Here is a 25,514-nt window from a genome sequence, read left to right on the forward strand (position 1 = left end):
GGGTGTCTGCACCCATGGTGTCGTGCCGTGCGCGGGGTGCGCGATCTCACGAGCTCCGGGACGGCGGGTGGCAGAGATTCAGGGTGGTGGGTGGGAAAAAAGGGGAGGCGGACGGGGCGAAGAGGACGCAGCCTGCGAGACCATGACCATGATCGTGCGCGATTTCCGCACCGCCGACGCGGAGGCCGTCGCGGCGGCGCGGCGCTCCGCCTTCCCCTATCTGGTGACGACACCGCGGACGGTGGTCTGGGAGGCCGAGAGCGCGCCCGCCGAGCGGCAGTACCGGCTGCTGGTCGCCGAGGACGACGGCCGCGTGGTGGGCTCGTCCGAGATCGGGATCTTCTATGACAGCGACCAGCCGGGGCTGGCCTTCGCCAACACCACGGTGAGCGGCGATGCGCTCGGCCGGGGCGCCGGATCCGCGCTGGTGACGGCCGCGGAGGAGTATCTGGCCGGGCGGGGGGCCGCCCAGGTCTTCGCGTGGACGCTGGACGCACCGCACGCGGTGACCTTCGCCGAACGCCGCGGCTACCGCCGCAGCCGCTCCTCCCGCATCGGGCGGCTGGATCTCACCACGGCCGCGCTTCCGCCGCTGGACCGCGGGGCCTTCCCGGACGGCGTGGAGCTGCGGACGGCGGCGGACTTCGCCGACGATCCGCGTCCGCTGTACGAGGCGGACGTCGAGTGCACGGAGGACGAGCCGGGGGACGTCGACGCGGGCCGTCTGCCGTACGCCCAGTGGCTCGCCCTCACCTGGGAACACCCGGCCCTGGACCGCGAACTGACCTCGGTGGCGGTCGTGGACGGCGCCGTCGCCGCCTACAGCGTCGCCCACACGGACGGCCACGGCCGCTACTGGTCGGGCATGACCGGCACCCGGCGCGCCTTCCGAGGCCGTGGGCTGGCCAAGCTCGCCAAGAACGACTCCCTCCACCGCGCGCGGGCGGCGGGCTGCCGGATGGCGTTCACCGGCAACGACGGCGACAACGGCCCGATGCTGGCGATCAACAAGTGGTTCGGCTACGAGCCGGCGGCCGTGGAGTGGCGCTACGTACGGGAGCTGGCGGCGTAACCCCGGGCCGTTTCCCCGGCCTCGCCCCAAGGATGCGCGCGCCCCGCGCCCAGCCCGTCAAGCGTTCGAGGCCACGCCCGAAGGGCGCCCGGGGCTCGGGGCGCAGCCCTGCGTGGGGTCCCGGGGCACGCACCCGCGCGGCCTTGTGAAGCGGCCCCAGCGGACCCGGGACGCATCCCGAGTGCGGCCCGGGCCACAGCCCCAGGGGGGCCAGAGGCACAACCCCCGAACCGGGTCCGGGGCGCAGCCCCATGCCGGGTCCGGGGCCACAGCCCCAGCAGGCCCGAGGCGCAACCCCCGAACCCGGTCCGGGCCACAGCCCCATGCCGAGTCCGGAGTACAACCCCCATGCCGAGTCCGGGGCCACAGCCCCAGCAGGGCCGAGGCACAAACCCCGAATCAGTCCCGGGCGCAGTCCCGTGCCGGTCCCGGGCGCAGCCACGGGGGTCCGCGCGCCTACCCCAGCGGGGTGAGGCGGTCCGGGCCGTCCGGATCGTAGGCAACGGTGTCGCCCGGCTCATGCCAGTGCCCCACGAACCGCTGCCCCGCCCGGTACGCCTCGACCCCCGCCCTGCAGTACGCCACCATGTCGTCCGGCAGCTCATCCAGCCGGAACCAGCCGATCTCCGAGCACTTCTCCGGCTCACGGTTGACCGGCTCCCGCCCCTCCCCGAGCTCCGCCTCGAAGAACCACCCCGTGCGCGGCGCGCCCCTGGGCGATTTGTGCTGCATGACCAGCACGACCCGGACCTCGTCGGGAGTGAGGTCGATGCCGATCTCCTCCGCCGTCTCCCGCAGCAGCGCCGCCCGCACGTCCTCGCCGTCCTCGACATGGCCGGACGGGGCGTGGAGGAGCCCGTCGGCGTAGCCCGTACCGGCCCGGCGGGCGAGCAGGATCCGGTCACCGCGCCGCAGCAGGAGATGGACATCGACGATCTCGGCATGGCGGCGGGGTGGCGCCAGGTCGGCCACCAGCACATAGCGCTCGTCGCGCACCGGCCGCCCCCACAGCGCCTCGTCCGGCGCGAGCTGCTCGACATACGTACGCGCCGTCAGCGGCGTGAGCAGCCGGGTCAGTTCCCCGGCCGCCAGGCCGACCGGGTCGGACTCGCCCCAGCGCCCTTCGATCAGCACCAGCCGGCCGCCCGGCCGCAGCAGCCGGGCCCACCGTCGCAGCACGGCCTCCCGGTCGGGCAGCAGCCACAGCAGATGGCGCACGAGGAGGACATCGAAGCGCCGCTCCCCTACGGGTGGCTCCGCCGCGTCCCCGACGAGCACGGTGGCGCCCGCCCCGGCCAGCTTGGCCCGTGCGAGCCCGGCCATGCGCGGCGACGCGTCGACTCCCGTCACCCGGTGGCCGCGCTCGGCCGCGAGCCGGGCGAGGCTGCCCGTGCCGCACCCGAGGTCGAGCACGTCGAGCACCTCGCCGGGCCGGTCGGGCAGCCAGCCGCGCAGCCGGGCGGCCCACGCGTCCCGTACGGCCGGGTCGCGCAGGCCGTGGTCCGGCTCGTTGTCGAAGTCCGCCGCGGCGGCGTCCCAGTAAGCGGTGGTCGAGCTCTCGGCACGCATACCGCGATGCTCGCACCCACCACTGACAACGCCGCCAACTGCCGCCACCATGAACCCCATACCGCCGTCACCGAGGTCCGCGCTCGCCGCGTCCTTCAACTCCGTCGCCGCCCAGTACGCGGCCGCCCGCCCCGGTTACCCGCCGGAACTGTTCGCGACGGTGGAGGAGTTCGCGGGGCGGCCGCTCGACGGGGCCGAGGTGCTCGACGTGGGCGCGGGCACGGGCATCGCCACCCGGCTGCCGGCCGAGCGCGGGGCGCGCGTCGTGGCCGTGGAGCCGGGCGCGGGCATGGCGGCCGAGCCGCGGAGCGCGCTGCCGCGGATTCCGTTCGTCCGGGCGGACGGCGATGCGCTCCCCTTCGCGGACGGCATCGCCGACATCGTGACGTACGCCCAGGCCTGGCACTGGACCGACCCGGCGCGCTCGGTCCCCGAGGCCATCCGGGTGCTTCGGCCCGGCGGCGCGCTCGCGCTGTGGTGGAACATCCCGGACACGGACATCCCGTGGCTGGCGCGGCAGGAGGCCCGGCTGGCCGAGCGCTGCCCCGCCTACCGCCCGCCCGGCTTCCCGGCCACGGCCGCAGGGCTGCTCGCCCCGTTCGGGCTGCGGCCGAGATCGGTCCGTATCCGCTGGTCACGGACCATCGCCGGCGAGAACCGGCTGCCCGCGCTCGCCAGCCACTCCTATCTCGCGGTGATGGGAGCCGAGGCGGACGTGGTCCTGCGCGCGGAGCGGGCGGAGTTGCTCGCGCTGTTCCCGGACGGGGTGCTCGTCGAGCCGTTCGTAGCGGACGTCACCGTGGCGGTCACGGGGGGCGGTCACCGTGGCGGTCACGGGGGCGGTCACCGTGGCGGTTACGGGGGCGGTCACCGTGGCGGTTACGGGGGCGGTCACGGGCTGACGCGCAGCACGAGCGTGACGAAGCCGAGGGTGTGCCGGTAGCCGTTCAGCCAGCCGGCGCGGTGGTCGGCGGCGGCCCGGTACGCCGTGGCGCTGCCGGGGTCGTCGGGGTGGTCGAGGGCCCACTGGGCCAGGGAGCCGGTCCAGCACCACTCGTACTCGTCCCACTCCTGGAGCGTGCTGACGTGTCCGTAGACGGGCGTCCAGCCGTCGGCGACGACGCGGTCCACGGTGGTCGCGAGGTCGTCGTACTCGTCCGCGGCGGCGCCCAGCCCGTCGAGCGCGGCGGTGTCCGGTTCGCGCTCCCAGAAGCCGTCGCCGATGAGCACGCGGCCACCCGGGGCGAGGTGTTCGCGGGCGGCCGCGAGGGTGGGCAGCAGCCCGCCGAAGGCGTGGGCGGCGCCGACGCTGAGGACGACGTCGAAGGGGTGCGGCGAGGTGAACGCGGCGGCGTCCGCCTCATGGAGGGCGAGCCGGTCCGCGACCGCGAGATCCTCGGCGCCCGAACGCCCGAGTGCGAGGGCGCCGGCGTCGGTGTCGACGCCCTCAGCCCGCACCCGCGGGTTGAGGGCCAGCAGCCACTGGAGCCATTCGGCCCGGCCGCATCCGAGGTCGAGGACGCGTTCGGCATCGGTCCCCACGGCCCGGTCGAGCAGCCGGCGCACCGTGTCGTCGGCGAGCGGGGCGGCGATGGGGTGGTCGGCGTGGGCCAGTTGGGATATCTGTCGGCGATCCATCGGGACAGCGTGGCAAGGCCGGACCGTCGTCGCATCTGCTTTTCCCCGGAGGGGAGGGACCGCCTTGACGGCAGGAATGTCAGCGGTAACACTCCTCGTGGACACGCCGCCGAGCACGCCCGCGCTGCCTCAATCGGGCGTCGGCCCGCTGTTCAGCCTGGCGGTCGTGGTGCCCCGCGGTCTTCGCCGGTTTCGCCATGCTCACCCTGCCGCTCGTCCTGTGTCCGACCGGCGTACGCGACGAGCGGCCCGCGCCGGCGATCAGCGCCGAACCCCCGACGGGCGGCGGGCGCGGGCTCGCCCTCCTCCCCCGGCCCCCGCTGTCGAAAGGACCTCCGCCGATGCCCGCCCTGACCGTTACTGACGACGGTTTTCTGCTCCATGGGAAACCCTTCCGGATCATCTCCGGGGCTCTGCACTACTTCCGCACCCACCCCGACCAGTGGGCCGACCGGCTGCGCAAGGCGCGGCTGCTGGGCCTCAACACCGTGGAGACGTACCTCCCCTGGAACCTCCACCAGCCCGCCCCCGGCGCCCTGGACCTCGACGGGCTGCTCGACCTCCCCCGCTTCCTGGAGCTCGCCCAGGCCGAGGGCCTGCGTGTGGTGCTCCGCCCCGGCCCGTACATCTGCGCCGAATGGGAGGGCGGCGGGCTCCCCTCCTGGCTGACCGCCGACCCGAACATCCGGCTCCGCAGCGCCGATCCGCGCTTCACGGGCGCCGTGGACGCGTACTTCGATCTCCTGCTGCCGCCGCTCGCCCCCTTCATGGCGGCGTCCGGCGGTCCGGTGATCGCCGTCCAGGTGGAGAACGAGTACGGCGCCTACGGGGACGACACCGCCTATCTCGCCCATCTCGCGGACGCGTTGCACAAGCGCGGTGTCGGGGAACTGCTGTTCACCTGCGACCAGGCCGACAAGGAGAAGCTGGCGGCGGGCAGCCTGCCCGGGGTGCTCGCCACGGGCACCTTCGGCAGCCGTGTCGAGGACTCGCTGCAGGTGCTGCGGGCGCATCAGGAGAGCGGGCCGCTGATGTGCACGGAGTTCTGGATCGGCTGGTTCGACCACTGGGGTGAGCCGCACCATGTGCGGGCACCGGAGGACGCGGCCGCGGCGCTGGACGCGCTGCTGTCGGCGGGCACGTCGGTGAACCTCTACATGTTCCACGGCGGCACCAACTTCGGCTTCACCAACGGCGCCAACCACGATCACACCTATACGCCCGGGGTCACCTCCTACGACTACGACGCGGTGCTCACCGAATGCGGCGATCCGAGCCCCAAGTACGCCGCCTTCCGCGATGTCATCGCCCGCCACGCGACCGTCCCGGACGAGCCGGTCCCGGAGCCCTCGCCCAAACTGCCGCCGACCGAGGTGGCCCTGACCGCCTCGGCCAACTTTCTGGTCTGCGCCGAATTCCTCTCCCCGGCGGAACACTTCACGGACCCGCCCACCATGGAACGCCTCGGCCAGGCCTTCGGCTTCGTCCTCTACGGCACGGAGCTGCCCGCCCTCGGCGACCATGTACTGCACTTCACCGGCGGCGTCGGCGACCGGGCGCAGGTGTTCGTGAACGGCGCGCCGGCGGGCGTCGTCGAACGCGAGCGCAATGAGGACAGCCTGCATGTGCGGATCCCGGAGTACGGTGCCCGTCTGGACGTCCTGGTCGAGAACCTGGGCCGGGCCAACTACGGCGCGCACATCGGTGACGCGAAGGGCATCACGGGCCCGGTGACCCTGGACGGCCGCCCCCTGGAGGACTGGACCTGCCACGGCGTCCCCCTGAACGACCTTCCCACCCTCCCCTTCCGCACCACGGACACCCCGGTCGCGGGTCCGTCCTTCCACCGCGGCACCTTCACGGTGGACACCCCCGCCGACGCGTATCTCGCGCTGCCGGGGTGGACGAAGGGCCTGGCCTGGATCAACGGCTTCAACCTCGGCCGCTACTGGTCCCGCGGCCCGCAGCGCCGGCTGTACGTACCGGCGCCGGTGCTGCGCGCGGGGGCGAACGAACTGACGCTGCTGGAGCTGCACGCGGCGACGTCGCGGGTGGCGTGGCTGATGGACGAACCGGACCTGGGATGGACGGTGCGGGACTAAGTGCCGTTGGGTGGTGCGGGGCCAGGCGCCGTTGGGCGGTCGCGGCTCGGTCGGGTGCGGCTTTCGTCTGGGCGGGGGGTGGTTGGAGCATCGACTCCCCTGGGCCCTGGCCAAGGCCGGAGTCCCGGCTTCCGGGCATCGTGGGAGCGAGGTCCGGTCGGCCAGGTGCGGCCTACGTCCGGGCGCGCGTGATGGGAGCATCGGCTCCTCTGGGCCCTGGCCAAGGCCGGAGTCCCAGCTTCCGGGCATCGTGGGAGCGAGGTCCGGCGCCGAGAGGGGACCCCTTCGTTTTCGCTTGACCTAATAGTTGCGCCAGATCAAACGTTTTTAGGGGGGTACCTATCCCGCGGCGCGAAAACGGGAGCCGCACCCGGCCGAGCACCGCGCAGACCGACGGACTGTCCCCGCACGCCACCTCAGGCGGGACGAGAGCCGCACCCGGCGGAGCCGCGACGGGCCCGGGGCCCCACCCCGCATGCACAAATCCACAGCTACCACATACCCACCCGCACCCGACCCCGCCCCCTAGGGTGAGCGCACCGCAGGCCGGAAGGAGCCGCACCGCATGGGCGAACCCACGCGCACCCGGCGGCGTCGGGCGTCCGCCCGAGGCGGGGTGGTGATGGCCGACGTCGCCCGGCTCGCCGGTGTCTCCGGGCAGACCGTCTCCCGGGTCCTCAACGACCACCCCCGGGTACGGCCGGAGACCCGTGAGCGGGTTCGCGCCGCCATGCGGGATCTGGGGTACCGTCCGACCGCCAGCGCCCGCACGCTGGCCAGCGGGCGGAGCCGGACGCTCGGGGTGATCTCCTTCGACGCGGCCCGCTTCGGCCCGGCCGCGACCCTGGCCGGAATCAACGAGGCGGCCCAGGCGGCCGGTTATCTGGTCGGTACGGTCGCGCTCACCGCCGCCGACCAAGCGGCCGTCATGGACGCCGTCGACCGGCTGCTCGGCCAGGGCGCGGACGGCATCATCGCGATCGCACCGCAGCGCTCGGTGGGCCAGGCCCTGGTCGAGGCGGACCACGGTATCCCCATGGTCACGCTCGACAAGAGCTTCGGCGCACGGTTCCCCGTCGTCGCGGGCGACTCCGCCTCCGGTGCCCGCCGGGCCACCGAGCACCTCCTGCGGCTCGGCCACCGCACCGTCCGCCATATCGCGGGCCCGGTCGGCTGGATCGCGGCCGAGGCGCGCCTGGACGGCTGGCGGGTGGCGCTCGAGGACGCGGGGGCGGAGGTGCACGAGCCGCTGTTCGGGGACTGGAGCGCGGATTCCGGCTATGACCTCGGCGGCCGCGTAGCCGACGACCTCGAGGTCACCGCGGTCTTCGTCTCCAACGACCAGATGGCCGTCGGCGTACTGCGCGCCCTGCACGAGGCCGGGCGCCGGGTCCCCGAGGACGTCAGCGTGGTCGGCTACGACGACATCCCCGAGGCCGCGCATCTGCTGCCGCCGCTCACCACCATCCGTACGGACTTCACCGAGATCGGCCGCCGCTGTCTGACCCTGATGCTGGACCAACTCGACCACTCCCCCGAGCCCGGCGTCCGCGTGGACGTCCCCACCGAGCTGGTCATCCGCCGCAGCTGTGGCGCCTCTCCGAGTCCTTGAGCGGCCCGCCATCTGAACGGTGGGCAAGCCCACGACGGCAGAATCACCGAGCGCCGCTGGGACTGGGTGCTGTCCCGCGTGGAAGTGGGCCAGGGGCAAATACATCTAGCGCTGCCCGTTCAGGAGGCCGGTCAGGCGTCCAGGTAGTGGAAGCCCGGCTTCGGGTGCATGAGGAAGTCGTGGTGCGAGATGTTCCAGGCGTAGGCGCCGGCGAGCGCGAAGGCGATGCGGTCGCCGGCGCGCAGGCGGGCGACCGGGATGTGGCGGGCCAGGACGTCCTTGGGGGTGCAGAGCTGGCCGACGAGGGTGACCGGCTCCTCCCGGGCGGCCGGGCGGGGCCAGGGGCGGGGCCACTCCTCGGTGGGGAGGATCCTGAAGGGGTGGTCGTGCTGTTTGGCGGCCGGGGTGCGCAGATGGTGGGTGCCGCCGCGGAGCACGGCGAACGCCTCGCCGCCGCTGTGCTTGATGTCCAGTACTTCGGTGAGGTACCAGCCGCAGTAGGCGGTCAGCGCACGGCCGGGTTCGATCCGCAGGGTGAGATCGGGGTTCCGCTGGGCGATAGCGGCCATGCCCGCGCCGTACGCGGCCCAGTCGAAGCGGCGGTCGGGGCGGGCGTAGTCGACGCCCATTCCGCCGCCGACGTTCACCTCGGTGAGTGCCGACCCGTGGCGGTCGGACAGCTTCCGTGCCCGGTCGGTGATGCCCGCGGCGACGGTGACCTGGGTGGGGGCGTCGAGGCCGCTGGCGAGATGGGCATGAATGCCGCGCAGGCGCAGAGGCCCGTCCGCGGTGAAGAGCGGGAGAAGGTGTTCCACGCGGTCGGGGTCAAGGCCGAAGGGGCTGGGGCGGCCGCCCATGGCGAGCGCCGCGCCGCCCAACGCCGCGTCGTCGAGCGGAAGATTGACGCGGAGCAGGACGCCAACGGTCCGGGCCCCCGCCAGCTGGGCCAGCAGCCGCAGTTCGTGTTCGCTCTCCACATGGAACCGTTCCACGCCCAGCTTCAGCGCGCGCCGCAGCTCCCCCTCGGTCTTGCCCGGTCCGCCGAAGGCCAGGGGAAGTTCGGGCACGGCCGTGCGGACATGTTCCAGCTCGCCGCCGGAGGCGACCTCGTAGCCGGTGACGTACGGGGCGAGCGCGCGGAGGATCGGCGGCGCCGGGTTGGCCTTCGCGGCGTAGTACAGCTCGACGCCGGGCGGCAGCGCGTCCCGTACGGCCCGCGCGTGCGCGCCGAGGTCGGCGAGGTCGTAGACGTACGCGGGGAGGTCGTCCCCGGTGAGCGTGGTGGCGAGGGCAGTGACGGGCGGGGTGATCAACGGCTGCTCCCGGGGACGATGACACGGGCCGCCTCGGACAGCAGGGCGGACGCGAGAGGGCTGGCGATGCGGACATAGCCCGCGTCGCGGTCGGCCTTGCGGGCCCAGCGGGTGAGGAGGTTGGCCTTGGCGGGCAGGGGTACGCCCGCGACCAGGGCGCGCAGCGCGGGCGGGTCGTCATGGGCCGCGGAGCGTTCGCACAGCACCCGGCGGACCGCCGACCACAGGGCGGGCTCCAGCCGGGGGTGGCGGTCGGCGAGGGCGGCGACCATCTCGGCGATGTGGTTGACCAGCAGGCAGTACACGACCCGGTCCCAGCCGCGCTCGCCCCCGTACGTCATGGGGCGGGCCACGGACTCGGGCAGCGCGGCGAGGGCCGCGGCGTGGCGCTCGGGCAGCAGCTTGGTGCCCTCCAGATCGCGGAAGAGCACCTGGCGCGGGGTGCCGGAGGCGTCGACGCCGATGACGACGTTCTGGAGGTGGGGTTCGAGGACCACGCCGTGGTCGAAGTAGGCGGCGAGGACGGGCGGTACGAGGAGTCCGAGGTAAGCATCCCACCAGGCGAGCGCGCGGTCCGGCCCGGTGCCGCTGCCGTCGAGCAGCCGGGAGATCTGGGCGCCGCTGGTCGGGTACTCGTCGGCGACGGCCGCGGCGAGCAACCCGGTCAGACCGGGCCGCAGGCGGGCGGCGAGCCCCTCGCGGACGATGACGCCGAAGCCCTCCGCGAGATCGCGGCCGTCTTCACCCCGGGCGAGGTCGAGCGTGCGGTAGCCGGGTTCGCGCAGCAGGTCGGCGCCGGGGAAGCGGGCGGCGAGGTCGGCCGCGATCGGCTCCAGCAGCCGAGTCAGGGCGACGGCGCCGGACAGCTCGTACTCGGCGTTCTTGCGCAGACAGTTGGTGATCCGCACATTCAGGCTGAACTTGAGGAAGTCCCGGCCGTCATAGAGCGTACGGACCGAGGCCGTCGGCGCGAAGTCCCGGCCGCCGGCCCCGAGGTCGAGGACGTCGCCGCGGCCGAACGCGGCCCGCAGCAGACGGTGTTCGCGGAGCATGGCGTACTGCCAGGGGTGCGCGGGCAGCAGCCGGTAGCCGTCGGGGACCGGCCGCTGCCGGTCGAGCGCCGCCAGGGCCCCGGGGGACGCGGCCTCCTCGCGTACGTACTCCAGTCGTACGGCGAGATGGTGCAGCGGGAAGCGCGCGCCCGCCTCCGGCGCGAACAGCGACCAGGAGTCGGCGCTGCCCGTACGGGCCTTGGGGGTCGGGTGGAAGCGGTGGCCGAAGAACAGGGACTGCTCGGACGCGAGATAGGCGTCGTGGGCCGTGTCGCCGCAATCCGCCGCCTTCTCGCGCTGCTCCAGGGCCGCCGTCATGCCCGCGTGGCTGGAGGCGACCTGATCGAGGAATTCGTCGTTGTGCACGCCCGTGCGCAGCTGGAGTTCGCGGTGGATGTGTTCGGCGAGTTCGCGCCAGGACACCTCGGTCCAGGTGCCGTCGCGCTGTTCGCTGACAGGCCCGGCGAACCGGTGCGCGCCGATGAGGGACGTACGCCGCAGCCCGACGCGCAGCACCACCCCGCGGCGGGGCAGCCTCAGCCGCAGCCGGCCGTCGGCCACGGCGGTCTGGTGCTCCGGGCCCGACACCTCGCGGAGCAGACAGTTGAGGAGAGTGTGGGCGGCCACCTCATCGGCGGAGGCCACGGCCGCGACGGCGGAGGACGACGGAGAGGCGGAGGTGGACGGGGAGGAGGGTGAGGGCATGGGGCGGCTCCAGCGGGGGCGGAGAAGGGTGGAGGAACGCGTGGGGGTCCGTGGACCGGACGGGGGCCCGGCGGTCATCTACCGCTCCCACAGATAGTTGGGCCCGGTGACGTAGTGCTTGTTGATGTCGGCGGCGCCCGAGCGCTCCTTGGTGAACAGGGTGCCCGCGGTGACCATCGCCTTGACCGGCAGCCGGTCCGCGTCCAGCACCCGCGCCCGCAGCAGGGCCGCCGCCCCGGGCCGCGCGGCGGCGAGCCGGTCGACGGCCTCGGTGAGCCGGTCGCGCAGCTGCCGCAGCAGGGCGTCGAGGGGCGCCCGGCCGAGGGCGGCCAGTTCGAAGGCGAGGGCCGCCGCGCACAGATGGACGGTGATGGTGGTGAACACGTCGGTCACCGGCCCGTCGCCGCCGGCCAGGATTCTGCGGTCGTCGAAGCCGCAGAGGTCGGCGGCCTCGCCTCCGCCGATCATCGCGGCGAGCCGTATCGCATGGACGCGGGGGCCGTCGTGGTCCTTGATGAGCAGCCGCAGCCGGGAGTGCCCGTCTGCCCCGAACACCAGGGAGGTGTTCTGCTGATGGGACTCCAGCGCGATGCCGTAGGCGAAGAGCGTGGTGTGGAAGTCGAACAGCAGCCGGAGGTAGTCGTCGAGCAGGGCGCCGAGGTCCCCGCCGTAGTAGCGCTCGGCGAGCGCGTCCGCGACGAGCGCCCCGTCCGGCATACGGGCGAGCAGCCCGGCCACCGGCACGATCCGGGCGTCCTCCAGGCCGGGCGGATAGCGGCGTACGAGCGTGGCCAGCAGCTCATGCCCGGCGTGGAGATGGGTGGTCTCATCCGCGAGCAGCACGGTCGCGGCGAACCGCGGCTCCCGCGCGATCACCGCCTCCACCAGCCGCTGCGCCACCTCGCCGTCGACCAGCGTGCCCGGTTTGACGGACCGCCGGTTGCGCAGGCCCAGGGTGGCGGTGGTGAGCGGCAGTTTGAGGTGGGTGGCGGGATCGTCGGCGACGGCGACGGTCCGCATGGAGAGGGTGGGCCGTACGTCGAGCAGGGCGCGGTCGGAGAGCCGGGCGGCGCCCTCAAGACCGGTCGCGCGCAACGCGGCCTCCAGCGGACGGCCGACGGTGAGCGGATGCACCGGAAAGGCCAGATGGCTCACCTCCAGCCCGCGGCCGAGACCGAGCTCACCGGGGGTGGGCCACCACGCGGGGAGGTGGTGGGTTTCCCCGCCGATCGCCTCGTAGGGGAGAGCGACCCAGCGCAGCCGGAAGGTGGGGTGGAACTCCGGGGCGTGGTCGCGTAATTGGTCCTCGGTGAAAACGGCACGACCGCGGCTGGTCGGATAGACGGGGTGGTCCCGGAAGGCGGCGAGCGTGTCATACGCGACGGCCCCGGCCATCCCGGGCCAGCCCCGGTCGTACTCGGCTGCCAGCCGCCCGACGACCCCGGGCCGGATTCGGGCGTGCGACCGCATGGCGTCCAGCGCCCGGTGGCATTCCTCCACGAAGACGTCGTACAGCGGACGGTCCTCGGCCGCGGCCGCCGACCGAAGCCGCCCGAGGACGGCGTCGAGCCCGGTGAGTACCGTGCGGGTCGGGTGGCGCGACGCGGCGCAGCCCGGCGCCCCAGGGGCTCCGGGGGTCGGTGCGCCCGCCGGGCCGGGGGCACCCACCTGGCCGGGGGCACCCGCCGCCCGTTCCGCCCGCTGGTCGTCCGGCGCGGCGCGCCCCTCCGCATGGCCCGGCGTGGCCCCGTGCCCGGCGCAGCCCGGCCCCGCGCGGCGCGGCTCGATGCGGTCCGGCACAGCGGCCCCCGGCCCGGCACAGCGCTCGCCACCACGCGCCCTGAGATCTCCCTCGACCCGGGAGGGCTCGGGCCCGCCCGGGTCGGGGCTGCCCTCGGGATCCTTCGGGCCGGCGTCGCGCTCCACGGCGTACCGCCCGATGGGGGGTGCGACGCCGTCCGGCGCGGAACGGCCACACTCAAGACGCACCGGGCGGCGGGCGCGGATCTCGCACTGGAAACCCTCCCCTTCCACCGGCAGCAGCACGCTCTCGCCCCCCTCCAGCGCGATGCGCAGCCAGTCGCCGTCGGCGCGCCGTACGGTGCGGGCGCGGCTGCGCAGCTTGTACGCGTCCTCTCGGAGAAGGGTGTCGAGCACCCGTCCGAGAAGCTCCTCTTCGATGCCACCCTCCCACTGGCCCACGCGGCCTCCCGTCCCCGTACCGCTCATGACGCGATCTCCCATCGGCACCCCGCCAGGAACTCCGCCACGGCCGTGTCGATCAGCCCCTGGTCGGTGCCGGTCGCCCGCAGGACGCCGAGGAAGTCGCGATTGGTGCGGTGGAGCGGGTGATCCTCGCCGATCTCGCGCAGCGGCCGGTAGTCCAGCCGTACGCCACCGCGCTCGGTCACGCTCGCCGGCGGGGCGGAAACGAGACGGCCGGCGCGGTCGGCCGTGACGTACTCCATACGGGCCCTGCCGTCGTTCCGCGCACCGAGGTCGCCCGGCAGCGGCTCGCCCATATGCGTACGGAGGATGTGCTCGAAGAGGGGGATGCCGAGGAGTTCGGCGAGGACAAGGTCGCACTGGTCGCCGATGGCCCGGTAGTTGACCTCGATCAGGCGGGCCCGGTCGCCTTGGACGACGTACTCGGTGTGGCAGGCGCCGAAGCCGACGCCCAGCGCCCGCAGTTGGGACAGCACCTGGTCGGTGTGGGGCTGCGGCGCCGGGGCGGGGAGCAGATGCAGCCGTTCCTCGATGAAGTGCGGCGGCGGGGAGAGCTCGGTGCGGAAGGCGCCGAGGACATGGAGGGTGCGGCCGTCGCCGAGGGTTTCGAGGGTGCGCAGCTCGCCGTCGAGGAACTCCTCGATCACCAGCGCGGCGCCGGGCCGCCGGGCGCGTATGTCATGACAGCGCTGGACGAGTTCGTCCGCGTCGGCGACGAGGACGACGTCCTCGCTGGCCACGCCCTCGCGCGGTTTGACGACACAGGGGAAGGGCGCGTCGAGCCCGGCGAGGCCGGCGGGGCCCTCTCCGGTGCCGAGCTCGGCGGACCAGACGGTGTCGGCGTCCGCGCCGGCCGCGGCGAGGGCGCGGCGCAGCTCGGCCTTGTTCTTGGTGCGCAGCGCGGCTCGCCAGTCCTTGCCGGGCAGGCCGAAGTATGTGGCGGTGAGGGCGGCCTGGGCCTGGAGGTGGTCGCTGTTGGTGAAGACGGCCTGGGGCCGTGCGTCGGCGGCGACACGGCTGATGACCTCGCGGAAGTCCCGTACGTCGCAGTGGACGATATCGAGCGCGGGGAGCGGACCGCCGCGTTCGCGGACGCGTTCGTAGGCGCGCTCATGGGCCTCGGGCTGATCGGTGAGCAGGGTGACCGTCAGGCCGAGCCGGGCCGCCGCCGGGAGGAAGCCTTCGGTCACGGAGTCGGTGGGGTTGAGGGCGAGGAAGTGGAGCCGGTGGGGCCGCGGGGCAGGGGCGCAGGACGGCCGTGACGCCGCGTCGAGATCATTCTCGTTCACGGCCCGAGATTAGGTTAGGCATGCCTAAGACCGCTAATTCGGCGTGTCGGTCCGCCCGTTTGGCCCTGATTCGCCGTCAACCGGGCAGTCCTGTCCGGCGGTGGCGGGCGCGGCGGGCGGCCAGTCGCTCGTCCTGGTCCTGGGCACGGAGGGTAGCGAGTTCGGCGCCGAGGAGATGACCGAGGCGGCCGAGAAAGCCCTCGGCCCCCTCTTCGCCCTCTTCCTCCTCGTCCACGATCCGGTCGACGATGCCCTGGGCGAGCAGATCGGCGGAGCGCACGCCCTGGCGGTCGGCGACCTCGTACGCCCGCTCCGTGGTCCGGTAAAGAATCGCGGACGCGCCCTCGGGCGGCAGCGGCGACAGCCAGGCATGCCGCGCCGCCACCACCCGGTCGGCGGGCAGCAGCGCGAGCGCGGCGCCTCCGGCGCCCTGGCCGAGCAGCAGACAGAGGGTCGGCGCGGGCAGGGTCACCATGTCGGCGAGGCACCGGGCGATCTCCCCCGCGAGCCCGCCCTCCTCGGCCTCACGGCTCAGGGCCGCGCCGGCGGTGTCGATGACGGTGAGCAGCGGCAGCCCCAGCTCGGCGGCGAGATGCATCCCCCGCCGCGCGGTACGCAGCCCCGCCGGGCCCAGCGGCTGCCCCTCCCCGGGCCCATCGGCATCCTCCCCCTGCCGGGCGCTGCGCCGGTTGTGCCCGAGCACGACACAAGGCGTACCCCCGACCCGGGCGAGCGCCAGCAGCAGCCCGGGATCATGCTCCCCGGCCCCCGTACCGCTCAGGGGACTCACGTCCTCGGCGGCAACCCGCAGAAGGTCACGCACACCCGGCCGCTCGGGCCGCCGCGAGGCCCGGATGGACTCCTCGGCGGAGGGCACGGGGACGTTACGGTCGCGACACACGGACGGGGCCTCGGCCGAAGCGTCCCCGCCTCCCGGGGCGCCGCCGGGCGCCGCAGGGGCGGATATGCGATCCGCCGCGGCGGCACCGACCCCAGCCGCGGGCCCGTCGGGACCCTCACCACCATCCGCGACAGGGCCGCGCCGCGCCCCAGCACCGGAACCAGCACCAGCACCAGCACCAGCACCCGACCCCGAGTCGACGGGCCCGCCAGCGCCACCAGCCCCCGCAACTCCCACATCGCCGCCCACACCCGCATCCACCGACCCAGCAGAGCCCGGAACGGCAGGTCGCGAGGGCGGCCCACCGCCCTCGCCACCACCCGCCACCGGGCCACACCGCACCCCCGCACCGGTCACGGAACCCGACCCCGAGTCGACGGGCCCGCCAGCGCCATCATCCCCCGCAACTCCCACATCGCCGCCCACACCCCCATCCACCGACCCAGCAGAGCCCGGAACGGCAGGTCGCGAGGGCGGCCCACCGCCCTCGCCACCGTTGGCCCCAGCGGCGGGAGCGTCCCCGCACAGAACCCTCAGCACTCGCGCCGCCACACCCGCCAATCGGCTCGCCGGGAGGACCGCGTCGATCAGGCCGTGGTGCATCAGGTGTTCCGCCACCTGGACGCCGGGCGGGAATTCCTCGCCGTAGAGGGCCTCGTGCACACGGGGGCCCATGAAGCCGATGAGGGCGCCCGGTTCGGCGGCGGTGACGTGGCCGAGGGAGCCCCAGGAGGCGAGGACGCCGCCGGTCGTGGGGTGGCGCAGATGGACCAGGTAGGGCAAGCCCGCCGCCTTGTGGTCGGTTATCGCCGCGGCCACCTTCACCATCTGCAGAAACGCGACCGTACCCTCCTGCATCCGGGTCCCGCCGGAGGCCGGGGCCGCGAGCAGGGGGAGCCGTTCGGCCGTGGCCCGCTCCACCGCCCGTACCAGCCGCTCACCGGCGGCGACCCCGATCGATCCGGCCAGGAAGCGGAACTCGCAGGCGACGAGCGCCACCCTCCGCCCCTCGATCCGCCCCTCCCCGGTGACCACCGACTCATCGAGCCCGGTGCGCTCACGCGCCCGTTCCAGATCTGCGCGGTAGACGGGGTCGGCCGTGGTGATCTCGACCGGCTCGTCCCACCCGCGCCGGCTGCCGGGGTCGACGACGGCCTCGATCAGCTCGATGGCGGACATACGGGAGTGCCCGCGGGAGGAGGGGTGCGCGCTGGAGGAGCTCGTTCCGGTCATACGTTTCACCTTTCCACGCCCGCAACCCTCCGCAATCATTCTCGGCCTGCGGAAGCTGGAGGCCGCCGGGCTGGTGTGGGCGCGGCTGGAGGTGGCCGGTCTCGACCGGCTGATGCGTGCCACCTCCACCTGTCTCGCGGCGGTCACCCTGGCCGGGCTGCCGGCGGCGCTGGCGCTGCTGCCGCGCCGGACACCGCTGTGGTGGGCGGCGATCGGCAGCGCGGTCGTCGGCCGTACTCGCCCTCTCCGGTCCGCTGCTGCTGATCCCGCTGGCGCCGGCGGCCGCGGCGTACTGCTTCCAGACCTTCCGCCGCCCGCGTCCGCACACCCGCGAGGAGAACGCCGCATGACGACCGCCGCCGCGGACCGGCTCGCCGAGCGCTGCCGGGACGCGGGCCTCAGGGTGGTCCACAACGAGCCGGGCGCGCGCGGTCTGCGCGCCCTGGTGGCGGTGGCTTCTCCTTGACCTCATCCCTCCTCGTCGGCCAGGGCCGTATCGAGCGCGGCCGTCAGCCGCTGCAGCCGCGACCGCAGATCCACCAGCTCCGCCGCGTCGAGACCGCTGGCCTCGATCACCTTCAGGGGTACGCCCTGGGCGCTCTCCCTCAGCGCCTCCCCCTCCGCCGTCAGCCGGACCGTCACCGAACGCTCGTCCTGCGCGCTGCGCTCGCGCCGCACGAGCCCGGCCGACTGCATGCGCTTGAGCAGCGGCGACAGGGTCCCCGAGTCCAGCCGCAGAAACTCCCCCAGCCGCTTGACCGGCATCTCCCCGTGCTCCCACAGCACCAGCATCGCCAGATACTGCGGATAGGTCAGCTCCATCTCCTTCAGCACCCGCCGGTAGATCCCGCCGAAGGTGCGCGAGGCGGCGTGCAGGGCGAAGCAGACCTGCAGATCGAGCCGGAGCAGGTCGTTGGGGGTAGCGGGGGACTCCGCGGTCGTGCGGTCGGGCTGGTGTGACATGACTCCAGCGTACACTTTGATTGTGTACAACTTAATTGTGTGCTCTACTCCGATACGGAGGCAGGCGCACCGAGCGCCCGCCACCGGACTACCGGACTTCCGAAAGGGATGGTCTCCATGGACGCGCTCTACACCGCGGTCGCCACGGCCAACGGACGCGACGGCCGGGCCGTAAGCTCCGACGGCCAGATCGACCTCGCCCTCGCCATGCCGCCCGCCCTCGGCGGCAACGGCCAGGGCACCAACCCCGAGCAGCTGTTCGCTGCGGGCTACGCCTCCTGCTTCGCCAGCGCCCTCGGCCTCGTCGGCCGCCAGGCCAAGGTCGACACCAAGGACATCTCGGTCACCGCCGAGGTCGGCATCGGCAAGGACGAGGCAGACGGCGGCTTCGGCCTCCAGGTGACCCTGCGCGTGGAGCTCCCCAGCGAGCTCGAGAACGAGACCGGCCGCAAGCTGGTCGAGCAGGCCCACCAGACGTGCCCGTACTCGAAGGCGACGAAGGGCAACATCGCGGTCGAGCTCATCGCCGAGTAACGCGAACGGCGCGGGTTGTTCCGCTTGACGACCTCGAAGGCCGCGTCGTTCACACGGCGGATGACGCGGATTCGAGGTTCGCGGCCATGCGGCTCAGCACCCGGACAGTCTCCACGTACTGGTCGTCCGTCAGGCCGTTCATCAGCCGTCGCCGGGTGACGCCGACCCGTTCGGCCGCGGCGGTGTGGCCGTCGGTGCCGCGTGGGGTGAGGGCGTAGGGGCCGCCGTCGGCCTGGCGGGTCACCCAGCCTCGGGTCCGGAGTGCCTCCACGGCCTCGTCCAGGGTGATGGCGCCCTCGGCCCCAGAAGGGGCGCAGTGCCGCGGCGAGTTCGTCGGTGCCTTTCGGGCCGGTGCTGAGGGAGTTCAGGATCTGCCAGTGCCAGCGCGAGAGGCCGCTGTCGGCGAGGGCGCGCTCGAAGTCCGCGTCGATCAGGGCGGCTGGACGCCATCGAGGCGGCGGAACAGAGCGGGGCCCCGGCCACCGTCTCGGGTGTCGCCGGGGCCCTGGGCGTCGATCAGCCGCGGGCGAGCGGGCTCATCGCGGGGGCGGTCGAGGCCGGGTTGGTGCGGAGGGAAGCGGATCAGTCGGACGGGCGGCGCGCCCTGCTCGTACGGACCGAGGCGGGGCGCGCCCTGACACAGGAGGTGCACCGCTTCCGGCGCTCCGTGTTCGCGGAGGCGATGGAGGGGTGGCCGGAGGCGGACCGGGCGGACCTTCGCACGGCTCCTGACGCGCTTTGTGGGGGCACTCGGGAGCCGTACGTCGCACTGACTAGCCGCGCGCTGTCAAGGGTCAGTCGTCCGACGCACAGGTCGTCGGAGTGGCGTGATCCGGATCGAGGGCGTTGACGGCTTCATGGAAGGCCAGTCCGTCGGTCAGACCGATGGTGAGGTGCTCGGAGATATCGGACCAGCAGAGGTCCTGGAGCAGCACGTTCTTGACGTCGGGGCCGGAGAGGAACTGAGAGCGGTAGGGCGTGACGACCTCGTCGTACTTGGTCGCGATGACGGTGTAGTGCACCCCGGGGACGGTGTCGCCGCCCTCGTTGAGGCGCTTCATGAAGTCCGAGCCGGCCACCTGGTCCATCAGCCCGGGGGTGCCCTTGGCGATGAGATCGCCGATGACCGGGAAGTAGTCCAGCAGCTTCGTCAGACCGAACATGGTGGTGCCGTGGCTGGGCGGGCCGAGGGCGACCAGGGCGTTCACCTTCGCCGCGCCGCCCAAGAACTTGAGGTAGTAGCGGGACATCATCCCGCCCTGCGAATGGCCGACCAGATCGACCTTGGCGGCGCCGGTGGCGGCGAGTACCCGGTCGACGTAGGCGGACAGCTGCTTGGCCGACTGGTCGACCGGGCCGAGGCCGTGGAAGAGGGGCACGCCGGGCAGTTGGCCGTAGTCGAGGGAGAAGACGCAGTAGCCGCGGTCGACCAGGTAGGGCGCGAAGCCGAGCCAGTTGTCGACGGAGTTGCCGAGGGTGCCGTGCACCAGGACGACGGGGCGGGGGTGCTGGACCGATGGCTTGCAGGAGTAGTTGTTCCAGCCGCTGCTGACGCTCTGCGTCGCGCTCTCCGTGGCGAAGGCGGCGGTGGGGGTCGCCGTGCTCGCCACGACGGCCAGGGCCAGGGCGGGCAGTAAGCCACGGGACGTACGGGGCTTACGGGGCTTATGAGTTTGGGGGGTCTGGGGGGTCTGAGGGGCCTTACGGCTTCGGGGGATACGCCTCCAGGGCAGCATCACATGAACTCCTCGCTGGTGGGGGAGAGAGTTGCGCCGATGTGCGCCCTGCGACCCGGATCACAAGAATGTTGCGCTGAGATGAAAATTACGCGCGAGTAGCAAAGGCTTCCAGCCATACGTCGGTGAAGAAACGCTCACGCAGTATTCACGCGACGTCCAGAAATCCGGCGGGCCGGACCGCCGACACGCCGAAGCGGGCCCGGGCCCGGTCGGCGGCCGCCTCCAGACGGCGTGACTTGTCGTCCACGGGGTCGAAGCTCAGCTGATGAGCGGCGAGTTCGGCGCCCATCAGGCCCTCGACCCGCAACGCCACGGACCGTACCCGGGCCCGCTGCAGCCCGAGCGCGTCATGCAGCGCGTACGCGGTGGCGGTCAGCACCGGGGTGTGCGCGGTCGGCTCGGCCAGGGTGCGGCTGCGGGTGGTCGTGGAGCGGTCGGCGTAACGGACGGTCAGGCTGAGCGCGACCGCCACCTGCCCGCTCGTCCGCAGCCGGACGCCGAGCCCGTCGGCGAGGGTGAGCAGCGCGCGACGTCTGCGGACGGGGTCCAACTCGTCGTGGCGGAAGCGGTGTTCCGCGCCCATGGCGCGGGCGGGGGAGTTCGGGGTGACGGGCGCCGGATCGATACCGCGGGCCCATGCGTGCACCCGGCGCGCGGTCGCCGCGCCGAGGATCCGCTGCAGGGTGGACAGCGGCGCGTCGGCGATCCGCGCGGCGCTGTCGAGCCCGTACGAGCACAGGGTGCGCGCGATCGCGGGCCCCACGCCGGGCAGGGCGGTGGGCGGCTTACGGGCGAGAAAGGCGGCGACGGCGTCCGGATCGCCGGGAACGGTGCGGACCGCCTCGGCCGACCGGTCGTGGGCGGCCATCCGGGCGAGCATGGGGTTGGCGGCGACACCGACCGTGCAGTCCACGCCGTACCGGGCCAGCGCCCGGACCCGCACGATCTCCGCGAGCCCCGCCGCGTCCCGCCCGAAGTACCGCAGCGCCCCCCGCACATCCGCGAGCGCGGCATCGGGTGGCAGCGCCTCGACGACGGGCGTCAACTCCCCGAGCAGCGCGAGCAGCCCCTGGTAGACGTCTTCCCCGAGCGCCGCGTCGCCGGCGGGATGGAAGCGCACATACAACACATGCGGCGCCCCACCGGCTCCGGCCGCGCCCCGCGGGCCCCCGGCGCCACCATCCTCCTCCGCCGCCCCCTCACCGGCCGGGACCTCGGCCGCCGTGGATTCGGCGGAGGGCATCCCCCTTGGCCGCCCCCGGCCGCCGGCCCCGGAGGCCGCACCCGGCCCGGCGGCGGGACCACCACCCGCGGCCGGGTCCTGGGCCCCCGACATCGCGGCCCGGGGTTCCCGCTCCACGCTCTCGGCCCCCTCCCCCAACCCCCCGGCGCCGGCCGGGGGTTCGGCGGGCGCGGCCGACGACACCGCACCCGGCCCGGCGGCGGAGCCACCGCCGGCGACCTCCGGCGCCGACCCGACGGCATGACCCGACTCCGGCACAGCAAACGGAGGCTCCCCCGGCATGGGCGATTCAGCCGACCCAGCCGAGAACACCCCACCCGGCGCAGCAGCGGACCCACTGTCAGCGGCCTCCGGGGCGCTGGGCCGCGCCGGCCCGGCGGTGAGAGACGGGGCGCACCCAGCTCCGGCTTCCGGGACACCAACCTCAGGCACCGCCGCCAACCCCCCGGCGCCGGCCGGGGGTTCGGCGGGCGCGGCCGGGAACGCCCCACCCGGCGCAGCAGCGGACCCACCGCCGCCCGCCGCCGGGGCGCCGGGCGGCATCGGCCCGGCGGCGGGGCGCGGCGCCTGCTCATGGGCCGCGTAGCGGCCGACGGCGGGGGTCATCCCGCGCTCCCGGGGCTCGCGTGCCACAGTTTGCGGCCGGTGGCGGACTGGTCGCCCGCGGGCTGGAGGTCGGCCCAGGGGTGCATGGCGTAGCCGGTGGACAGATGGATGCGACGGCCGGAGTCGGTGCCAATGCCGGAGTCGGCGCCGGAGGCGGAGTCGGCGCCGGAGGCCGGCGTACCGTCCGCGTCCGGCCCCGCGCCCGCGAGCTCCGTCGCGACCGCCTCCAGGCCGCCCTCCTTCCGGAGCGCGGCCAGTTCGGCGAGGTTCCAGACGGCCGAGCCGACGACGCTGAGGCTGCGCGGGCCGCGGCGTTGGACCACGCCGCGGACGAGCAGCAGCCAGGAGTGGAAGACGGTGTGCGCGCACGCGGCGTGGCTGTCGTCGAAGAAGGCGCAGTCGACCAGGCCGGTACCGTCGTCGAGGGTGGTGAAGATGACCCGGCGCCCCGAGCGGATCGGCGGGGTCTGGGTGGCGGCCTTGGCCCCGGCGACGAGCACAACCTCACCGTGCCTCGCGGAGCGCAACCGCTTCGCGGACATCGCGCCCAGCTCTTCCAGGAAGTCGCGGTGGTCGCCCATGAGGTGGCGGGAGACGTCCATGCCGAGGATGCCGAGCTCGGCGCCGAGGCGTTCGTCCGCGTCGAGGTCGGGGAGTCCGGCGGGGGCGGGTGGGGCGGTTTCGGCCAGCGGGAGCTGATCCGCACCGGCGCGCCGGGCACCGTGCTGCTGCCGGTGCAGTTCGGCGATCTGCAGCAGCAGATCGCGACGGCTCGCGCCGAAGGCGTCCAACGCGCCGACCTGGGCGAGCCGTTCGGCGACCGGCCGCCCCGGGTGGGCGCGCAGCCACAGGTCCTGGAGCGAGGAGTACGGTGCTCCGGCCGCGATCCGCTCGGTCTCGGCCTCGCTGATGCCGTGGACATCGCTCAACGCCAGCCGGATGCCCGCTTCCCCACCGTCACCAGGGCCGTCACCGTCACCGCCACCGGACATCAGTTCGATTCGATAATCGGAGCCCGACCGGTTCACATCCAGCGGAAGTATCGGCACTCCACGCCGCCGCGCGTCCGCCAACAGCAGCCGCTTCGGGTACATCCCGGGGTCATGGGTGAGCAGCCCGGCGTAGAAGGCGGCCGGGTGGTGCGCCTTGAGCCAGGCGGACTGGTAGGTCGGGACCGCGAAGGCCACGGCGTGCGCCTTGCAGAAGCCGTACGAACCGAATGCCTCGACGATTTCCCAGGTATGCGCCAGCACCTCCGGCGCATAGCCCCGCTTCGCCGCCTCCGCGTGGAACCAGGCCCGTACCCGCCCTTGCCGTTCGGGGTCGGACAGCGCGCGGCGCGCCTCGTCGGCGAGGTCCCGTTCACATCCGGTCATGATCGACACGATCTTGATGATCTGCTCATGGAAGACGACGACCCCGTACGTCTCGCGCAGCGCGTCCTCCAGATCCGGATGCGGATAGCGCGGCGGCTTACGGCCGTGCCGGGCGTCGATGAAGGGGCGCACCATGTCGGCCGCGACCGGACCCGGCCGGAAAAGCGATATGTCGACCACGAGGTCGTGGAAGGAGGTGGGCTGGAGCCGGCCGAGGAGATCGCGCTGGCCGGGCGATTCGATCTGGAAGCAGCCGAGCGTCTCGGTGGAGCGGATCAGATCGTACGTGACGGGGTCGCCGGGCCGGACCTGCTCGGGGTCGTCGAGGTCCAGGACCCGTCCCGTGGCCCGCCGGATCTCCGCGACCGCGTGCGCCATCGCGGACTGCATCCGTACGCCGAGGACATCGAGCTTGAGCAGCCCGAGCTCCTCGACGTCGTCCTTGTCGAACTGCGACATGGGGAAGCCCTCGCCGCTGGTCGGCACGATGGGCGTACGGGCCGGCAGCCCGGCGTCGGAGAGCAGCACTCCGCAGGGGTGCATGGCGATGCCGCGGGGCAGCCCGTCGAGCGCCTCGACCAGCTCCCAGAGCCTGCCGAAACGTTCCTGCTCGGCGGCGACCCCGCGCAGCTCGGGCAGTTCGGCGAGCGCCGCGCGCGCATCGCGGGCGCGGATGTGCGGGAAGGACTTGGCGAGCCGGTCGACCTCGGCCGGATCCATGCCGAGCGCCGCGCCCACATCCCGTACGGCATGGCGCACCCGGTAGGTCTCGGGCATCGAGACGGTCGCGACCCGCTCCGCCCCGAAGCGGTCGAAGATCGCGCGGTAGACGTCCAGACGGCGCGCGGACTCGACGTCGATGTCGATATCGGGCAGCGCGGCCCGCCGCACCGACAGGAAGCGCTCCATCAGCAGGCCGTGGGCCACGGGGTCGGCGTGGGCGATGCCGAGCAGATGGTTGACGAACGAGCCCGCCCCGGAGCCACGGGCGGTCACCCGGATGCCGAGCGCGCGGGTGTCGTCGACGACCCGCGCGACGGTGAGGAAGTACGAGGCGAAGCCGAGCCGTTCGATGGTGCGCAGCTCGTCCTCGAGCCGCTCCCAGCGCGCCCGGTCGCGGTCGTACCCGCGCAGCACCATGGCGGCGGCGCAGCGCGAGCGCAGCACCCGCTCCGCGCTCCGCCGCCCCGCTCCGACCAGCCGCGGCTCGGGGAAGTGGACGCTGCCGAGGCCGATGTGGTCCTCGGGGTCGACGAGGCAGGCGGCGGCGGTGCGCCGGGTCTCCTCCAGCAGCCGGTACGCGGCGTCCCGCCGCATCCCCGCCGCCTCCGCGATCCGCTCGGCGATCTCCGCCATCTCCCCGGGGCCTTTGAGCCAGCGCTCGCCGCTGTCGAGCGCCCCGGGGGTGCGCGAGTCGATGGGGACGAGCCGGCGGGCGGCGTCGAGGACGTCGGCGACCGGGCCCTGACCCGGGTCGGCGTAGCGGACGGCGTTGCTGAGGACGGCCCGGATGCCCTGGTCGGCGGCGAAGCCGACGGTGCGGGCGGCGAGCCGCAGCGAAGCGGGGCCGGTGCCCGTGCGGCCGTGCCATACGGCCTCCAGCCGCAGCGCGTCGCCGAAGAGCTCACGCCAGGGGGCGATCAGCCGCGCGGCCCGGTCGGGGCGTCCGGCGGCCAGGGCGCGGCCGATGTCGGAGTCCGGGCCGAGGAGCACGGTCAGCGGGGCGAGCGCTCCACCGCCACTCTCCAGATCGGACCAGTGCAGCAGGGGCGGGCCGTCGCCGTTCGTCCGGGCGGTTCCGGGGTGGGCGAGGCCCGCGTGGGCGGCGGAGACCAGCCCGCACAGCCCGGCCCAGCCGGCCGCGCCGTCGCGGGCGAGAAAGACCGCGCGGGGCGCGGATTCATCGATGAACGCCCCTCCGCGCACCGGCGTGCGCCGCCGGACCGTGCGCCCCGGCTCCGGGAGCTGCGCCTGTACGCCGAGGTTCACCCCGAAGAGCGGCCGCACCCCCGCGGACTCGCTCGCCCTGGCGAACCGCACCGCTCCGGCGAGGCTGTCGCGGTCGGTCAGCGCGATCGCGTCCATACCGCGCTCGGCGGCGCGCTCCGCCAGCCGCTCCGGGTGCGTGGCCCCGTACCGCATGGAGAACCCGGACGCGGTGTGCAGATGCGTGAAGCCTGGCATCCGCACCTCCCGCTGCTCACACCCCCTGACCGACCCTGCTTGTCTCACGCCCCACCATAACCCCATTCTCGAACAAGCGTACGAGGACGGCCATCCCCCTTCCATCGCGCCCCCATATACACCATAAGCATGCAAAACACCCCTACATTCCGCGTGT

19 protein-coding genes are annotated in these 25,514 nt (G+C 73.7%); 7 read left to right on the forward strand and 12 right to left on the reverse strand.

The window, feature by feature from the left end; all coding sequences use genetic code 11:
- The first annotated feature begins 142 nt into the window (after window positions 1–142).
- Window positions 143–1,072 carry a GNAT family N-acetyltransferase gene (locus tag ABZS71_RS15445; protein WP_356210341.1) on the forward strand — a complete coding sequence of 310 codons (930 nt, stop codon included), beginning with the start codon at window positions 143–145 and terminating at the stop codon, window positions 1,070–1,072.
- A gap of 456 nt (window positions 1,073–1,528) precedes the next feature.
- On the opposite strand, the gene ABZS71_RS15450 is transcribed toward ABZS71_RS15445, so the two are convergent.
- Entirely contained in the window at window positions 1,529–2,641 is a 1,113-nt protein-coding gene (locus ABZS71_RS15450; protein ID WP_356210344.1) for a methyltransferase domain-containing protein, read from the reverse strand.
- A gap of 49 nt (window positions 2,642–2,690) precedes the next feature.
- On the opposite strand from ABZS71_RS15450, the gene ABZS71_RS15455 reads away from it, so the two are divergent.
- Entirely contained in the window at window positions 2,691–3,584 is an 894-nt protein-coding gene (locus ABZS71_RS15455) for a class I SAM-dependent methyltransferase (protein WP_356210347.1), read from the forward strand.
- On the opposite strand, the gene ABZS71_RS15460 is transcribed toward ABZS71_RS15455, so the two are convergent.
- The gene (locus ABZS71_RS15460; protein ID WP_356210350.1) at window positions 3,533–4,279 is read right to left on the reverse strand and encodes a class I SAM-dependent methyltransferase; all 747 of its coding nucleotides are present in this window, start codon (window positions 4,277–4,279) and stop codon (window positions 3,533–3,535) included. The genes ABZS71_RS15455 and ABZS71_RS15460 overlap by 52 nt on opposite strands.
- Window positions 4,280–4,620: 341 nt before the next feature.
- On the opposite strand from ABZS71_RS15460, the gene ABZS71_RS15465 reads away from it, so the two are divergent.
- Entirely contained in the window at window positions 4,621–6,381 is a 1,761-nt protein-coding gene (locus ABZS71_RS15465; RefSeq protein WP_356210468.1) for a beta-galactosidase, read from the forward strand.
- Between the two features lie 565 nt (window positions 6,382–6,946).
- Window positions 6,947–7,993 (forward strand): LacI family DNA-binding transcriptional regulator, encoded by a 1,047-nt coding sequence (locus ABZS71_RS15470; RefSeq protein ID WP_356210353.1) that lies wholly within the window; start codon window positions 6,947–6,949, stop codon window positions 7,991–7,993.
- 131 nt (window positions 7,994–8,124) lie between these two features.
- Here the strand turns inward: ABZS71_RS15470 and ABZS71_RS15475 are convergent, their stop codons facing one another.
- The 5 genes from ABZS71_RS15475 to ABZS71_RS15495 form a co-directional block, all read right to left on the reverse strand.
- Window positions 8,125–9,306, reverse strand: a complete 1,182-nt coding sequence (locus ABZS71_RS15475) for a type III PLP-dependent enzyme (protein WP_356210356.1) — start codon at window positions 9,304–9,306, stop codon at window positions 8,125–8,127.
- Window positions 9,303–11,063 (reverse strand): IucA/IucC family protein, encoded by a 1,761-nt coding sequence (locus ABZS71_RS15480; protein WP_356210359.1) that lies wholly within the window; start codon window positions 11,061–11,063, stop codon window positions 9,303–9,305. Before ABZS71_RS15480 ends, ABZS71_RS15475 begins: the two co-directional genes overlap by 4 nt.
- 78 nt (window positions 11,064–11,141) lie before the next feature.
- Window positions 11,142–13,292, reverse strand: coding sequence for an IucA/IucC family protein (locus tag ABZS71_RS15485; protein WP_356210362.1), 2,151 nt, complete (start codon window positions 13,290–13,292; stop codon window positions 11,142–11,144).
- A complete protein-coding gene (locus tag ABZS71_RS15490) occupies window positions 13,289–14,479 on the reverse strand; it encodes an ATP-grasp domain-containing protein (protein WP_356210470.1) in 1,191 nt (396 codons plus the stop codon). Before ABZS71_RS15490 ends, ABZS71_RS15485 begins: the two co-directional genes overlap by 4 nt.
- A 175-nt stretch (window positions 14,480–14,654) precedes the next feature.
- A complete protein-coding gene (locus tag ABZS71_RS15495; protein ID WP_356210365.1) occupies window positions 14,655–16,658 on the reverse strand; it encodes a carboxyl transferase domain-containing protein in 2,004 nt (667 codons plus the stop codon).
- On the opposite strand from ABZS71_RS15495, the gene ABZS71_RS15500 reads away from it, so the two are divergent.
- Complete coding sequence (locus tag ABZS71_RS15500; RefSeq protein ID WP_356210368.1) at window positions 16,648–17,178, forward strand: hypothetical protein; 531 nt, start codon at window positions 16,648–16,650, stop codon at window positions 17,176–17,178. The two genes, ABZS71_RS15495 and ABZS71_RS15500, sit on opposite strands and share 11 nt — an antisense overlap.
- A 2-nt stretch (window positions 17,179–17,180) precedes the next feature.
- Here the strand turns inward: ABZS71_RS15500 and ABZS71_RS15505 are convergent, their stop codons facing one another.
- Entirely contained in the window at window positions 17,181–17,675 is a 495-nt protein-coding gene (locus tag ABZS71_RS15505) for a MarR family transcriptional regulator (RefSeq protein ID WP_356210370.1), read from the reverse strand.
- A gap of 117 nt (window positions 17,676–17,792) precedes the next feature.
- Between ABZS71_RS15505 and ABZS71_RS15510 the strand changes: the two genes are divergently transcribed.
- Window positions 17,793–18,209 (forward strand): organic hydroperoxide resistance protein, encoded by a 417-nt coding sequence (locus ABZS71_RS15510; RefSeq protein ID WP_356210372.1) that lies wholly within the window; start codon window positions 17,793–17,795, stop codon window positions 18,207–18,209.
- Window positions 18,210–18,258: 49 nt separating this feature from the next.
- Here the strand turns inward: ABZS71_RS15510 and ABZS71_RS15515 are convergent, their stop codons facing one another.
- Window positions 18,259–18,480, reverse strand: a complete 222-nt coding sequence (locus tag ABZS71_RS15515) for a hypothetical protein (protein WP_356210374.1) — start codon at window positions 18,478–18,480, stop codon at window positions 18,259–18,261.
- 234 nt (window positions 18,481–18,714) lie between these two features.
- Between ABZS71_RS15515 and ABZS71_RS15520 the strand changes: the two genes are divergently transcribed.
- The gene (locus ABZS71_RS15520) at window positions 18,715–19,059 is read left to right on the forward strand and encodes a MarR family winged helix-turn-helix transcriptional regulator (RefSeq protein WP_356210471.1); all 345 of its coding nucleotides are present in this window, start codon (window positions 18,715–18,717) and stop codon (window positions 19,057–19,059) included.
- Here ABZS71_RS15520 and ABZS71_RS15525 read toward each other — a convergent pair.
- The 3 genes from ABZS71_RS15525 to dnaE form a co-directional block, all read right to left on the reverse strand.
- Window positions 19,004–19,945 (reverse strand): triacylglycerol lipase, encoded by a 942-nt coding sequence (locus ABZS71_RS15525; RefSeq protein WP_356210377.1) that lies wholly within the window; start codon window positions 19,943–19,945, stop codon window positions 19,004–19,006. The two genes, ABZS71_RS15520 and ABZS71_RS15525, sit on opposite strands and share 56 nt — an antisense overlap.
- A 148-nt stretch (window positions 19,946–20,093) precedes the next feature.
- Window positions 20,094–21,308: a helix-hairpin-helix domain-containing protein gene (locus tag ABZS71_RS15530; RefSeq protein ID WP_356210379.1), complete on the reverse strand. Its 1,215-nt coding sequence runs from the start codon at window positions 21,306–21,308 to the stop codon at window positions 20,094–20,096.
- 485 nt (window positions 21,309–21,793) lie between these two features.
- Window positions 21,794–25,357 carry a DNA polymerase III subunit alpha gene (dnaE, locus tag ABZS71_RS15535; protein WP_356210382.1) on the reverse strand — a complete coding sequence of 1,188 codons (3,564 nt, stop codon included), beginning with the start codon at window positions 25,355–25,357 and terminating at the stop codon, window positions 21,794–21,796.
- Between the last annotated feature and the right edge of the window lie 157 nt (window positions 25,358–25,514).

This window comes from Streptomyces sp. NPDC005393 (assembly GCF_040606675.1).
Taxonomy (GTDB): Bacteria; Actinomycetota; Actinomycetes; order Streptomycetales; family Streptomycetaceae; genus Streptomyces.